Genomic DNA, 13,957 nt, shown 5'->3' with positions numbered 1-13,957 from the left:
TTCCGTATTATTTTCTAATAAACTTGATGGTTCCATTAACAGCGAGCCACAAAATACGCGGTCGCTGGAGCGTACCCGGCACCGTTCCGAATCGTTCGGCGACGACCTCCGTAACTGTTGGCGGCAATGACAGCGACTCGAACGGGATTGTCAGCAACCCGCGGCTAAAACTACCGATCAACCGCTGCACGTCTTCACTGAGCGACCGCCTGACGGCTAATTCGCCCGCTCCGGCTGGTGTTGCGCCCGATTGAGCTTCGTCGTCCCACAAGCGCAGCGATACGTTTTTGCCATGCTCATAAATAACCGTGAGTGGGTCATCGGCAAACTCGACCAGGTCGTAGGCTACATCCGGGACTTTGGCCACATACATGCCCAGTTGGTCGGTGTTCATGATAAGCACCGTTGGCAATAGTCCGGCGGGCATAACAGGCCGCAGGGTGAGCAGGGTTTCAACGGCCCCGTCGTGGATTGGATCGGCCACTACCGACCAGCCCGTTTCGTCGGCGAGAGCAATGAGCTGTCCCTGCCGAAGTTGGTAAGCGATATCGCGGATGCTTGAGGTCATGGCTGAATAACTCGCAAAACTACGGCAAGTTCAACGAAAGACCGTTGTTGCTTCCTGAACTGGGTTCTGGAGCAGGCCACTTACTACTCAGTTGCCGTTGAGTAGTGTAGTCTGGTAGGATGACTTTTAAGCCAAACAAACCCAACGCACCATGAAAGTACGCTATTTCAGTGCCCTGTTTCTGCTTACTATTGGGGTAGTCGCTGCGTTTCAACCCGCGCAGTCCGGTATGGCCGGAGCCTGGCGGCTGACTGAGCCGTCGGGGGCTACGGTCATGCTGACGCTTACCGACGCCTACCTGATGCAAACGATGTATGAACCCAGCCGATTTATCAGTAGCCGGGGTGGCAAGTGGCAGCAGGCGGCCGATCAGTTGACAATGACCGTCGAGTTCGACACGCAGGATAGCAGCCGCGTTGGCCAAACGGAGACGTACCGGGTTTCAATGCGCGACGGGAAACTCATGATGAGTGGCCCGGCGGGAAACCGAACGTTCAGCCGGGTCGATGAACCGTCGGCGCAGACCCCATTGGCGGGATTGTGGCGCATTACTGGCCGCGCCAACGACGCGGGTCAGGTGACGACCATGCAGCGGGGATCCCGAAAAACGCTCAAATTGCTGACGGGGAGCCGGTTTCAATGGGCGGCTATCAACCCGGAGACAAAGCAGTTTTCTGGCAGTGGGGGCGGCACCTACGTGCTGAAAGACGGTAAATACACCGAAACCATTGATTTCTTCTCCCGCGACAACGGCCGCGTGGGCCGGTCGCTCACGTTTGAAGCCGGAGTTGGCGAGCGGGAGTGGCGGCATACCGGGCAGAGTTCAACGGGCGGTAAAGTCGATGAGGTCTGGAGCCGGGAAAAGTGAACTGTGCGGTGAGGAAACGGCAAATGTCTATTTTGCACCTGATTTCACTACCTCACTATGCTCCCCGAATCAACTCGCCCGCACTACCATCAATTTTCGCATTCCCTGCTGTCCTTAGCCATTCTGACGACGGCTATCTACCTGGGGCAGGATATTTTGGTGCCGCTTGCTATGGCGGGGCTACTGGCCGTATTGCTGCGCCCCGTTGAGGATCGGCTCGTCCGGGTGGGGGTGCACAAAGTAATTGCCATTAGTTTAGCCCTGTTGCTGGCTATTGTTGTGCTGGCTGGATTAACGGTAGTGCTGTCCATGCAACTGTCGGACTTTACGGACGATTTGCCCAAACTTCGTCAGAACCTCAGCGATTTAGCCGACGATGCCCGACGGTGGGTTCGGCGCGAATACAACGTCAGCTACCGTCAGCAGGAGAAATACCTCCAGAAAGCCCAGACCCAAACGCTCGACAGTTTGCAGAGTGCGGGTACGCTGGGTATAATCACCGGGCCGCTCGGTACGATGGCGCTGGTGCCGATCTACGTGTTTCTGCTGCTCTATTACCGCTCCCTGCTGCTGCATTTTGTGGTGGTGCTGTTTGCCGAAAATCACACCGAGCGGGTGCGGGAGGTCTTGTCGGGCATCAAGGTCGTTATTCAGAGCTACGTGGTGGGCTTATTGATCGAAACGGCCTGCGTAGCTGCGCTCAACTCCATCGGGCTGTTGGTGTTGGGTGTGCAGTACGCCGTGCTGCTCGGCGTGATTGCCGCTATCTTGAACCTGATTCCGTACATCGGTGGATTAGTGGCTACGGTGCTGGCGGTCCTCGCTACCTTCGGCAACCAGCCCGACCTGTCTATTATAGCCAGTGTGCTCGGCGTTTTTCTGTTCGTTCAGTTCATCGATAACAACGTGCTGGTGCCGCTCATTGTCAACTCAAAAGTACGGGTCAATGCGCTGGCTTCCATCGTGGGTGTGCTGGTTGGCGGGGCCTTGGCGGGCGTGGCGGGCATGTTTTTGTCCATCCCGGCCATTGCCATCATGAAAGTAATTTTCGACCGGGTCGATAGTTTGCGGCCGTGGGGCGTTCTGCTGGGCGACCAAACGCCGGAGCAGGCGGGCAGTAGTTTGTTTCGTCTGAAACGCCGACGTAAGGCAAAAATCATCGAGAGCCAATAGCTTACCGAGTTGGTGGAAAGACACTGGCTCTCGCTGTCAGGCTGCGGCAACCCGTTCAGAATCGCTTAGGCTGACTGTTGCCGCTTTATGTAATCATCATTTCTTAATCAGACGTAGCGTTTTAACTCCGTTTGCCGTCCTGAGCTGGTATAGATAAATACCAGCGGGCTGTTGACTCAGATCGAGTGCCGTTTGGTGGAGACCGGCCGACTCAACCGGCCGTCCATCCGGCCGCGTAATAGGCCGACCCGCTGCATCGGTGAGGGTATGGGTGGTGCGTATGGCTTCGGGCAGGCTGTACTCCACGGTCGTTGTCGTCTCAAACGGGTTCGGAAAGGCTTTGGCCGTCAGCGTCGTGCCGGTTTCGGGCGATCTGCGGCTATTAACAGGGCGAATTGTTGCCTGAAACACCGAACCAGCCCTCGCTAAAAAACCCGGTTGCAGCGTTATTGATTGCCCGGCCGTGTAGTGGGCCGTAGCGCCCGCTTCGACGGCGTTGGTGGCTGTCAAGTGCTCGGTTGCCTGCTCTTCGCGAACCACTCCAGTCGGAACCGGACGGGTAACGGTGCTTGTGCCAGCGTATTCCTGCGCGAAAACACCGCTACAGGGCAGAAGCAGGATGAGAAGTAATAGCGTCCTTTTCATGGTGCGTTCGTGGTTACAAGGTTGGTTTTTTGTTTGCTGAGTTGATTTTCCCGGATGGCTGCTTACTCAGTCGCCGTAGTTGTTGAACCTCTTTATTCAGCGTTACTACGTACAGCGTTAACTCTTCAATCTTCTCCAGTAGTTTGGCGTTCATCTGCGCCACATCCATGCCCTGCTCAACGACTTGCTCGGCCGAGAGAATGCCCGGCAGGTGCTGATGGGTTTTGATGTACTGCTCCACTTCTCCCAGTGGGGCCAACCGGTAGTCAGGGGCAAAAACCTTGTCGCTCCAGTCGGTCGTGTTTTTGATAGCCACCTTTACTTTCTCAGCCAGCAGACCCTGGCCCACAAACAAACTGTAACCGGCTGGCGTCTTGCTGACTCCCTCGCCAATGACTACCCTCCCGGTCATGCTCCGCACCAACTCACCGGATCGCTCCCAGAGCGCATCTGCGGCTGCCTCGCGGGCTCCACTGCCGGTAGTGCTGCCCAGGATGACGTTGCCGCTGCCATCAACGGTGAGAAACTTGGTCTGGTTAGTTGCACTCGCCGGGCTACCACTGGTAAGGCCTTCCAGTCGCACGCCCGATACGTTGGTTATGCCGCTCTTAACGTGCAGTTTGTTGGTTGGGCTGCTGGTGCCGATGCCCACGTTGGCCCCATTGCCCAGCACGACCGCGTTGCTCACGTCTACCTTGGCCCCGTTGCCAATGGCCGTGGCGTTGGTCAGGTTAGCTGACCCCACATCGGCGCGGAAGCCCAGAAAGGTGTTGTTGGTGCCGGTCGTGTTGGCGGCCCCGGCCTGATGGCCCATGAACGTGTTGAAGCTGCCCGATGTGTTCAAACGGCCCCCGTCGAGACCGTAGATGACGTTGAAGGAGCCGGTGGTGTTATCGTAGCCCGCGTAGGCCCCCGTGAAGACGTTGAAGGAACCGGTCGTGTTGGAGAAGCCGGTCTTACTGCCCACAAAGACGTTGTTGGAGATGGTATTGTTATACCCCGCCGAGTCACCGATGGCTACAATGTTATGGCCGTTTTGATTAGTGTAGCCTGCCCGAACACCCAGATAAGCATTACTGTAGCCAGTGGTATTCGTCTGTCCCGCTTCGTTGCCGACAAAGGCATTAGAAGATCCTGTTGTGTTAGTGACGCCCGCATTATAACCCAGAAAGGCGTTACCGCTGCCCGTTGTGTTATGATAGCCCGCCCTCACGCCCAGAAAGGCATTAAAAGAGCCCGTTGTGTTAGTCCTCCCTGCAACATAACCCAGAAAGGCATTACCGCTGCCCGATGTGTTATTTAAGCCCGCTTGACCTCCCAAGAAGGCATTATCACCGCCTGTTGTGTTAGCCCGTCCTGCACCATTACCCAGAAAGTTATTATTATTGCCCGTTGTGTTATTGACGCCCGACTGACCTCCCAGAAAGTTATTATTATTGCCTGTTGTGTTACTGACGCCCGCTTGATCTCCCAGAAAGGTATTATTAGAGCCCATTGTATTACTGACGCCCGCACGATTACCCAGAAAGGTATTAGCAATGCCCGTCATGGTTGCATTGCCTGAGAAGGGGCCTACCAAGGTATTAAAATTACCGGGGGAAGCGGAGTTAACCGTGTTGGCCACGTAATTATTCTGGGCCAATGAGGGCAGTGCGGACAGAAGTAACAGTGCGCAACCCCAACGTAAAATGGAAATTGTTTTCATGATCGTTAGTTGTTTTAAGGGAATAGAAGAATGAAAATTCGTACTGTTTGCTTAAGCCAGTTCACAGGTTTAGCCCGCTGTTGGTTTGTCGGCTACCTTGTATCCGGGTAGTGTCGCTTATGTGAGTATCACGGAGCGAAAACATAATTTTGACCGTGGTTTTGCTATACGTAAAAAGCCCGGCCAATCCGGCCAGGCTTCTAAGGTAGAGCAGAGAGTTATTGCCTGTTTAGTCGTATCGTAGATTGTCCCCTGATTGATAGAAATAGTCCCCAGTCTTACAGAATTAGTACATTGTCAAGGAAATTACTACGTAGGTGAGATCAACTGTATAGCTTTTTGATCACATCCTGCTGGGTTCGCAGAAAACTCGCCCGGTCGGCGGGCTGGCTCAGGAGTGTGCCGGGTGGGTGAATGCTGGTTTGCGTGTAGCTCTGGGCGTAGAGTTCGAACCGTTGCCGGGCCAGCAAATTTCCCACCGCCGGGCGTTGCCGGAACTCCCGCAAGGCCACCAGGTCGATGTCGGCGTGGGCTGCCATACTTTCGCCAGAGCCTGCTTCGGCCAATACCAGCCCTTTTGGGTCAATGATCCGGGAGTTGCCGTCATTAGAGCCAGCCGGAAGGGGACTACCAAGCACGCCCGCCGAATTGGCCGACACTACATACGCCATGTTTTCGGTGGCCCGTGCCAGTTTAGCTACGTTTCGCTGAGTGAGCAGCGGACTGCTGATTTCGGAAGTAGAATGCAGCAGCACCTCGGCTCCGCGCATGGACAAACAGCGGGCTATCTCGGGGTATAAACTGTCCTCCGACGCAATGCAGGCTAAGTTGCCAATGTTGGTTTTGGCCACCGGGAACAGCGAATCGTAGCCATACGCATCAACGTATAACTCCCAAACGTCGTGGGGCGTGGGAATATACATGGCGTTCAGTCGCCGGTAGCGCAGCAGCACGTCGCCGTTGGGGCCAATGATGAAACTGGTCTGGAAATAAAGCTCGGGAAAGAAGGGGTCCTGTTCATAAGCGTTGCCCGAAAAATAAATCTGCTGCCGCTGCACCATGGCACTCAGCGCTTCGTAAATGCGGCCGTCAATATCGAGGGCGGCTTTTTCGCGCCATCCGTCGATGGTTTCGCCCAAGGGCGAGCCGGTTAAAAAATGCTCCGGCACCACCACTAAGAGCGTATCGCGGCCGATGAATCTAACGGATGCGGCAATCTGTCTTTCAATGCGGTCGATGGTCTGGAGCATTATCGCTTCGGCTTCGTCGCGGGTTGTGCAGGGGTTAACAGACTGGCAGGTTAGTTGGAGAGCAAGCGCTTTATAAGCCATAGATACGAGTGTATGCAGGTGGGTTTTAAAGGAACTAAGCAGGCTGAAGAAGATGCCTTCGTAGTTAGGAACGGCCGCAAAATACCATTTTTCGGCTAATCCGGGGCAGGCAACCCGAATAAGACGGACTACACCCGAGAGGGTCACTCGTGCCGTGTCGATGGTAATGACAAGTGCTTTTGCTTACTGAACTGTATTGTGCTTCTAAGGAGACCCCATTAGTCTGAATAATTAATCTATAATGGAGTGTTAATAAACACGTACAATAATTATTATAAAAATAATCAGATCAGTCTATCATTTAGCTTATTTTTATAACCGATAGTGGTTATAGTTAACTAAGATGATACTCATTTATGAAAAATCTGTACACAAATTTCCGGAGACAGGTAAAGCGCGGGTTACTCACAAACCAGAGTAAGCTGGTTCTCACGCGGCTTACTGTACTCATCCTGCTGCTTGCCGCACCTTATGTGCAGGGCCAGACGTTGCCAACTGGATTCAGTCAGCAACTGGTAACCAATGGATTGAACAGACCCAACGTTATCGCCTTCGCAACGGACGGGCGCATTTTTGTGGCCGAACAGGGTGGGGCACTCCGCATCATCAAAAATGGTACGCTGCTGCCCACGCCCTTTGTTCAACTAAACGTAGACTCGCAGGGCGAACGTGGGTTGATTGGCCTGACGCTCGATCCTAATTTTGCTACAAATCAGTACGTTTATCTATACTACACGGTTCCTTCGGGGCCGAGCCACAACCGCATCAGCCGATTCACCGCCAATGGCGACGTCATGCTGGCCAATAGTGAACTGGTGCTGCTGGATATGGAACCGCTGGATGCGACCAACCACAATGGCGGCTCCCTGACGTTTGGCAAAGACGGTAAACTGTACGCGGGCGTGGGTGAAAACGCGGTTGTCAGTAACTCGCAGACGCTGGAAAATCACCTCGGAAAAATCCTGCGCATCAACCCGGACGGGACCATACCGGTTGATAATCCATTCCCGACCGGGTCGGCACCCAGACGGCGAATCTGGGCTTACGGATTGCGCAACCCCTACACGATCACGACGCAGCCCGGAACCGGCCGCATCTTCGTTAATGACGTTGGCCAGAGTGCTTACGAAGAAATAAACGAGGCAACAACGGGCGGCCTGAATTTTGGCTGGCCGGATGCAGAAGGAGTCAGTGCGAACCCAGCTTTTACCAACCCAACGTTTGCTTATCCGCACGGCAGTGGCGATGGGAACGGGTGCGCCATCACGGGCGGCACATTTTTTAATCCGCCGTCCACTAATTACCCCGCGAGTTTCACGGGTAAATACTTCTACCAGGATCTGTGCAGTCAGTGGATCAACGTGATCGACGTGTCGGGCTCCGGGGCAGCCCGCTCCGCATTTGCCACGGGGCTGTCGGGTTCGCCGGTGGGTCTGGCAACGGGACTTGACGGAAACCTGTATTACCTGAGCTTGAGCGACAACGCCCTGTACCGAATTAAGTACACACCTACTTCACCACCCCCAACGAATTTTGCCATCACGGGCGTAACGCCGGTAAGTTGCGCCACCATTTCGGCGGGGCAGCGCCGGTTAACGTTCGCTCCGCAGTATGCCGGATTGACGGGTCAGCCGGTGAATTTCTGGGTCAGAAACGAGTCGTCTCCTACCACCAATGCCGGACCGTACACACTCAATCTGTACACCGACAATCCGACGATTACCCTGAAAGCCACGCAGGCGGGTACGGCTGGTGAGGCCAGTTTTGCTTACAACTGGTTGGCTGCCTGTTCGGGCGGCTCCGGCGTAAACACGCCCCCAACCGTGGCAAACCCGATTTCTAATAAGTCAGCTACGATTGGGCAGGCGTTTAGCTTCACCATACCGCCGAACACGTTTACCGATGCGCAGACGCCCAACAACCTGACGCTTCTGGTAAATGGTTTGCCTGCCGGGCTGACGTTTTCGGCACCCGCCACCATCAGCGGTACGCCCAGTGCATTGGGTATATCCGAAGTGACCATAACCGCCACCGATCCTGGTCAACTATCGGCGAGTACCGTCTTTATTATCACGGTCAGTCCAGCCTCCACGCAGCCTCCGGCAGGTTTTGCCATCACGGCGGTGACACAGGTAAACTGCGCTACCGTTTCGGCGGGGCAGCGCCGGTTGACGTTCGCTCCGCAGTATGCCGGATTGACGGGTCAGCCGGTGAATTTCTGGGTCAGAAACGAGTCGTCTCCTACCACCAATGCCGGACCGTACACACTCAATCTGTACACCGACAATCCGACAATTACCCTGAAAGCCACGCAGGCGGGTACGGTTAGTGAGGCCAGCTTTACCTACAACTGGCTGTCGGTTTGTTCGGCGGGTGGAGCACGGGTAGGAGTAGAGACAACGCCTGCGCTCACCGTGTCGGTGCTGGGTAATCCGGTCTACGCCGAAACGGTGGACGTGGATATACGGGGTGCGCTGGGCGAGCGGCTACGGTTGCAAGCCTTTGACAGTCAGGGTCATACGGTAGGCGAGACACTGATTGAGCAGGCCACCGCCACAGAGCGGGCTACTGTGCGGTTGGGTCGGTCGGCAGGCTTATATTTTTTGCGAGTCAGTACACCAACGCAGAACAAAGTGGTGAAAATTGTGAAATTATGAGCACGGCGAACGGGCCTGATTTGCACGAAACGGGGTGCTGGGTGAAAACCTGGCACCCCGTTTTTGTTCGTCCGCTACCGTGTTGTTGGCGAAGAAACTAACTGTCGGGACGAGCTGTGAGCGAGGTTTTGAAAAAAAATTATAAACTTATAGGTATGTGTAGGGAAGTTGGTGATCTGTAATTGGTAATATTTGGCTATTCAATTGTCTTTTTCGGCATTGAGTTGTCTCCAAATCCTATCTCTTATCTTACAGATCATGAAAAGACTTTATCTATTAATGACGCTCAGCATGGTAGCTGGTTGCTTCCAGAGCCTGGCTCAGCAATCGGCAGGGTTGCGTTCCAACCGGGTCTTGCCAGCCGGTGAGTCACTATTGGCTAAGCATATTCCTGAACTTACGGAAAAGATAACGACCCTCAAAACAGCAGATGTAACGGTCTCGGGACAAGTAACCGACGAAAAAGGCAGCGCGTTGCCAGGCGTGAGTGTCGTAGTGAAAGGAACCACGCAGGGCGCTACCACCGACGCTACCGGCAGCTTCCGAATTGTCGTGCCTGACAGCCGATCTATTCTGGTATTTAGTTTCGTGGGTTATCGCGGGCAGGAAGTTGCCGTGGGTAATCAGTCTACGCTGAACGTAACGCTGGCCCCCGACGACCAGACCCTCAGCGAAGTGGTCATTGTTGGTTACGGCACGCAGCGCAAGCAGGATATTACCTCGGCCATATCCGTTATCGGTATCGACCGGATTGGCGAAGTACCCGCTTCCAACTTCACCCGGCTGCTCCAGGGTCAGGCTCCAGGGGTCGTTACCAAACAGCGAAGCGGTACGCCCGGTCAGCAGTTCGACATCCGCATTCGGGGAATCAGCTCGCTTGGGGCGGGGAGTGACCCACTCTACGTAATCGACGGATTTCCGGTGGGCACATCGGTCGGCCAGAATTTAAATCCCAACGACATTGAGACCGTTTCGATCCTGAAAGATGCCGCAGCAACCGCCATCTACGGAGCCAGGGGATCGAATGGCGTAGTGCTCATCACGACCAAGAGTGCTAAAGACGGCAAAACCTCGTTAAACTTCTCCGTTGATTATGGCGTGAATACCCTGCCCGACACCCGGAAAGTGAAGGTGCTGAACGGGGTGGAGTTTGCGCAGTTCAAAAAAGAAGTACTCGAAGATAACATCCGCTACTTCCAGAAACGGGAGCCAACCCCCGACGATATTCCGATTGGGTACCGGTTTCCCGAGCAAACCAAGTATTCGACCAACTGGTATGATCTGATTCTGAATAATAGTGCGCCGTTCACCGATATGAACCTGACCCTTTCGTCGGGCAAAGGCCCCATTAAATCGGTGGTGTCGGCCGGGTATTACAAGGAAGACGGCGTGCTTCAGTTCACCGACTACGACCGGGCATCGTTGCGGGTAAATCTGGCGGGCGAGGTCAATAAATTCATCACGATGGGCGTAAATCTGGCCGGTAGTTACTCCCGGTCGAGTTTGGCCAACACCGACGGACGAAGCAACACCGTGGGGGGCGCATTGATTATGGACCCGCGCTTTCCGGCCTACGATGACAAAACCGGCGAACTAATCCCGTACTACAATGGAACGGATGGCGTATTTGGTTTTCCGAACCCGCTGTTCGTGTTGAAAAACCTGAAACGAAACCGGAACATTGCCGACGTGCTGGCCAGTGCCTACGCTGAAGTGTCTATTCTGAAAGGACTTAAGTTCCGCTCGTCGCTGAATGCCCGCATTAACTATAATACGTACAAGGAGTATGTACCGTCGACCATCGGGTTGCCCGTTCAAAACGGCACCAATGGCGCTCCACCCCGCATTGCTACCGAACGCGATGACGCCGAAGAACTGAAGAACTATGCCGCCGACCAACTTCTGACCTACAGCACTAACATCGGCGCCAATCATCGGTTCGATGCGTTGGCGGGTTTCACAGCGCAACAGGAAACGGTGAAGGGAATCTACGGTGATGGCAATACGTTCCCCGACGACCTGACTCCGTTCTTAGGCGCAGCCTCCATCCGCTCGTCCAGTTCAATGGAGCGCAAATGGACCATGCTGGCCTACATTGCCCGCCTGAACTACTCCTACCGCGACAAATACCTGCTGTCGGCATCGTGGCGCCGGGAGGGAAGCTCCCGATTCAGTGCCGAGAATAAATTTGGTGATTTTCCGGCCTTCTCGGCGGGTTGGCGGGTTTCGGAAGAATCATTTTTTCCGAAATCAGACTGGGTGTCAGACCTGAAGCTGCGCGGAAGTTGGGGCATGACCGGCAACAATACCTACGCCGTAACGGCCAACAATAACCTTAATATTGGGCGAAACAATACCAATGACGGTAACTACGCCAGTCTGGCTTTTCTGGGCATTAACAACTACGTCCTGAATGGGCAACTGGTGCCAGGCAAGGTCGTTTCCTCGTTTGCCAACACAGAATTAGGCTGGGAAAAGTCGAATCAACTGGACCTGGGCATGGACCTGTCCCTGTTTAATAATAAACTGACCTTCACCTTCGAGTACTACAAAAAGGTCACGACCGATATGCTGTTGAACGTGCCGATACCGGCCGTGTCGGGGTTCACCAACTCGCTGGCTAATATTGGCAAAGTAGAGAACAAGGGCGTTGAACTGGCCGCCGACTACCGCATTAAGCTGGGTCAGGTGAATTTCCGGACCAATGCGAATATTACCTTCAACCGAAGCAAGATCTTGGCCATCAAGGGGGCTAATGATTTCATTTTGCAGGGCGGTTTCTACGGCGGTTACAATATTCAGCAGGTGGGCCAGCCAATTGGGATGATTTTTGGCTACGAAAAGCTCGGCATCTTCAACACGCAGGCGGAGATTGATGCCGCGCCCAAGCAGGATGGCGTGATACCGGGCGGCATGAAGTTTCTGGATGCCGATGGCAACGGGGAGGTTACTTATGACACCCGCGACATGAAAATCATTGGCAATCCGAACCCGGCGTACACCTGGGGCTGGACCTTCGCGGCCGACTGGAAGCGGTTCGACATCAACATCTTATTCATGGGTGCCCAGAACTACGACATCTACCGGAACATCGAAGCATCGACCATGAATATGGATGGCGTGTTTAACGTCCTCGACAAAGCTAAAGACCGGTGGCGCTCGCCCCAGAACCCCGGCTCAAATCCCGGTTCTAAAAACTCGCAGGGCGGCACCAATTACTTCAAATGGTCGCGCGAGAGCAGCGAGCGATACGTGTACGACGGTAGCCACACCTGGCTGCGGAACGTCACCATTGGGTATAATTTACCCAGGGTGAAGTCCATTTTGTCAAACGCCCGAATATTCATCAACGCGTCTAACCTGTTCATTTTCACGAAGTACCCCGGCGGTAATCCCGATGCGGGCGTGCGGGGTGGAACCGAACTGAACAGTGACGACGAGTCGTATCCGGTTCCCAGAACGTTCTCCACCGGCATCAAACTAAACTTCTAAGCGCTACCACAGCCATGAAAAAGATAATTGCTATCGGAATTAGTGTTGTCGGGTTGTTGCAGTCGTCCTGCCGTGAGGACTTCCTGGACCAGACCGACCCAACCCGCATTGGAACGGGGGTATTCTACAAAAACGAAGCCCAGTTGAAACAGGCCCTCAACGGAGCCTATGGCCAGTTGCAGGGCATTGCCAACACGGCCTATCTGTTCGGTGAGTTTCCCACCGACAACACCACGCTGGATTTTAACCCCCTCGACCGGGGTGGGGCCAGTGGCTGGGAAGCGTTTGAGTTCTCGACCGTGAACTCAGGCAATGGGGAAATCGCCAACCTTTGGAATCAATACTATTCGGCGCTGTATAATGTCAACTTCACGTTGCAGCGGCTCCCCGAAGCAACCGTAGCCGACGCCCCCCGAAAGGAGATAGAAGGGCAGTTGAAGTTTTTGCGGGGCTATCTGTACTTCAATCTGACGCAGTACTTCGGCGACGTGGTGCTGGTTACGACCACCTTAGCCAGTCCGAACGATGCCTTCGACCTGGTTCGGTCGCCCCAGGCCGACGTGTACGCCCAAATCGAGAAAGACCTGAAAGACGCATCGACGCTGCTGCCCGCAAAATATACGGCAACCGCCGACATTGGGCGGGCAACGCAGGGAGCCGCGCTGAGCTTGCTGGGCAAAGTATACCTGACTAAGAAGCAGTATGCGGAGGCCACAACGACGCTGAAGCAGGTAACGACGCTGGGCTACACCCTGAATGCCAACTACGCCGATAATTTCAGCACCGCTCGTAAGAACGGCCCCGAATCCATATTCGAGGTTCAGTACCAGGGCGATAATGACCTGGGCGAGTGGAGCAATTTTACGTATGTTTTCGCCCCCCGCCAATCGTCGAATGCCGTTACGGGCTTTTCAACGGTTGTACCCGGTGGTCGGAACATACCAACCAACGACCTGATTGCTGCCTACGAACCCGGCGACAAGCGGAAGGCGGCTTCGCTGAAAACGGAATATACACTGGCGGGTAAAGTCGTTCCAGTGCCGTACATCACCAAGTTTAACAATCCGCACAGCATTGCAGGCCGCACCAACGACAACTGGCCGGTGCTGCGCTACGCCGACGTGCTACTGATGCTGGCTGAAGCCATTAACGAAGCGTCAGGCCCTACGGACGAGGCTTTGGGCTACCTTAACCAAATACGAACCCGCGCTGGTCTGGCGGCTCTGACGGGTCTCACCAAAGACACGTTCCGAACGGCTGTTCTGAACGAACGACGGCTTGAACTGGCGTTTGAAAACCACCGCTGGTTTGATCTGAAGCGCACGAAAACCCCGGCTGAATTAGCGGCCTTCATGAACGCGTATGGAGCCAAAGAGAAAGCCAATCCAACCGTGGTTCGGGGGGGCGTAGCCTATAATGCGCTGGATTACGTGTATACCGATTTTGAGTATTATCTGCCTATTCCAGCCCCCCAAATTCTGATTAACAGTAAATTAACCCAGAATACTGGTTATTAAA

General features: G+C 54.5%; 9 protein-coding genes. 5 read left to right on the top strand and 4 right to left on the bottom strand.

Features of this window, described 5'->3' with window-relative positions; all coding sequences use genetic code 11:
* Positions 1 to 7 precede the first annotated feature (7 nt).
* Positions 8 to 568 carry an L-threonylcarbamoyladenylate synthase gene (locus ACYVHB_RS08020; protein WP_461051182.1) on the bottom strand — a complete coding sequence of 187 codons (561 nt, stop codon included), beginning with the start codon at positions 566 to 568 and terminating at the stop codon, positions 8 to 10.
* Between the two features lie 151 nt (positions 569 to 719).
* Here ACYVHB_RS08020 and ACYVHB_RS08015 point away from each other — a divergent pair, with 151 nt between their 5' ends.
* Both ACYVHB_RS08015 and ACYVHB_RS08010 read left to right on the top strand, forming a co-directional pair.
* Complete coding sequence (locus tag ACYVHB_RS08015) at positions 720 to 1,436, top strand: membrane or secreted protein (RefSeq protein ID WP_461051181.1); 717 nt, start codon at positions 720 to 722, stop codon at positions 1,434 to 1,436.
* Between the two features lie 57 nt (positions 1,437 to 1,493).
* Positions 1,494 to 2,609: an AI-2E family transporter gene (locus ACYVHB_RS08010; protein ID WP_461051180.1), complete on the top strand. Its 1,116-nt coding sequence runs from the start codon at positions 1,494 to 1,496 to the stop codon at positions 2,607 to 2,609.
* 96 nt (positions 2,610 to 2,705) lie between these two features.
* On the opposite strand, the gene ACYVHB_RS08005 is transcribed toward ACYVHB_RS08010, so the two are convergent.
* From ACYVHB_RS08005 to ACYVHB_RS07995, 3 genes are all read right to left on the bottom strand, one after another.
* Positions 2,706 to 3,254 carry a T9SS type A sorting domain-containing protein gene (locus ACYVHB_RS08005; protein ID WP_461051179.1) on the bottom strand — a complete coding sequence of 183 codons (549 nt, stop codon included), beginning with the start codon at positions 3,252 to 3,254 and terminating at the stop codon, positions 2,706 to 2,708.
* Between the two features lie 13 nt (positions 3,255 to 3,267).
* On the bottom strand, positions 3,268 to 4,959 hold the full coding sequence (locus ACYVHB_RS08000; protein ID WP_461051178.1) for a TMF family protein: 1,692 nt from the start codon (positions 4,957 to 4,959) through the stop codon (positions 3,268 to 3,270).
* Positions 4,960 to 5,282: 323 nt separating this feature from the next.
* Positions 5,283 to 6,290, bottom strand: coding sequence for a nitrilase-related carbon-nitrogen hydrolase (locus tag ACYVHB_RS07995; RefSeq protein ID WP_461051537.1), 1,008 nt, complete (start codon positions 6,288 to 6,290; stop codon positions 5,283 to 5,285).
* Positions 6,291 to 6,646: 356 nt separating this feature from the next.
* Between ACYVHB_RS07995 and ACYVHB_RS07990 the strand changes: the two genes are divergently transcribed.
* From ACYVHB_RS07990 to ACYVHB_RS07980, 3 genes are all read left to right on the top strand, one after another.
* Positions 6,647 to 8,947: a PQQ-dependent sugar dehydrogenase gene (locus ACYVHB_RS07990; RefSeq protein ID WP_461051177.1), complete on the top strand. Its 2,301-nt coding sequence runs from the start codon at positions 6,647 to 6,649 to the stop codon at positions 8,945 to 8,947.
* A gap of 258 nt (positions 8,948 to 9,205) precedes the next feature.
* Positions 9,206 to 12,439, top strand: coding sequence for a SusC/RagA family TonB-linked outer membrane protein (locus tag ACYVHB_RS07985; RefSeq protein ID WP_461051176.1), 3,234 nt, complete (start codon positions 9,206 to 9,208; stop codon positions 12,437 to 12,439).
* A gap of 14 nt (positions 12,440 to 12,453) precedes the next feature.
* Complete coding sequence (locus tag ACYVHB_RS07980; RefSeq protein WP_461051175.1) at positions 12,454 to 13,956, top strand: RagB/SusD family nutrient uptake outer membrane protein; 1,503 nt, start codon at positions 12,454 to 12,456, stop codon at positions 13,954 to 13,956.
* Position 13,957 lies beyond the last annotated feature (1 nt).

The sequence above is a fragment of the Spirosoma arcticum genome (assembly GCF_054779955.1).
Note: the sequence above shows the minus strand (reverse complement) of the source record. Positions and strands in the feature narration are given on the sequence as shown.

Coding starts and splice junctions, on each gene's coding strand:
- ACYVHB_RS08020 (WP_461051182.1), bottom strand. CDS start 568: ATGACCTCAAGCATCCGCGATATCGCTTACCAACTTCGGCAGGGACAG.
- ACYVHB_RS08015 (WP_461051181.1), top strand. CDS start 720: ATGAAAGTACGCTATTTCAGTGCCCTGTTTCTGCTTACTATTGGGGTA.
- ACYVHB_RS08010 (WP_461051180.1), top strand. CDS start 1,494: ATGCTCCCCGAATCAACTCGCCCGCACTACCATCAATTTTCGCATTCC.
- ACYVHB_RS08005 (WP_461051179.1), bottom strand. CDS start 3,254: ATGAAAAGGACGCTATTACTTCTCATCCTGCTTCTGCCCTGTAGCGGT.
- ACYVHB_RS08000 (WP_461051178.1), bottom strand. CDS start 4,959: ATGAAAACAATTTCCATTTTACGTTGGGGTTGCGCACTGTTACTTCTG.
- ACYVHB_RS07995 (WP_461051537.1), bottom strand. CDS start 6,290: ATGGCTTATAAAGCGCTTGCTCTCCAACTAACCTGCCAGTCTGTTAAC.
- ACYVHB_RS07990 (WP_461051177.1), top strand. CDS start 6,647: ATGAAAAATCTGTACACAAATTTCCGGAGACAGGTAAAGCGCGGGTTA.
- ACYVHB_RS07985 (WP_461051176.1), top strand. CDS start 9,206: ATGAAAAGACTTTATCTATTAATGACGCTCAGCATGGTAGCTGGTTGC.
- ACYVHB_RS07980 (WP_461051175.1), top strand. CDS start 12,454: ATGAAAAAGATAATTGCTATCGGAATTAGTGTTGTCGGGTTGTTGCAG.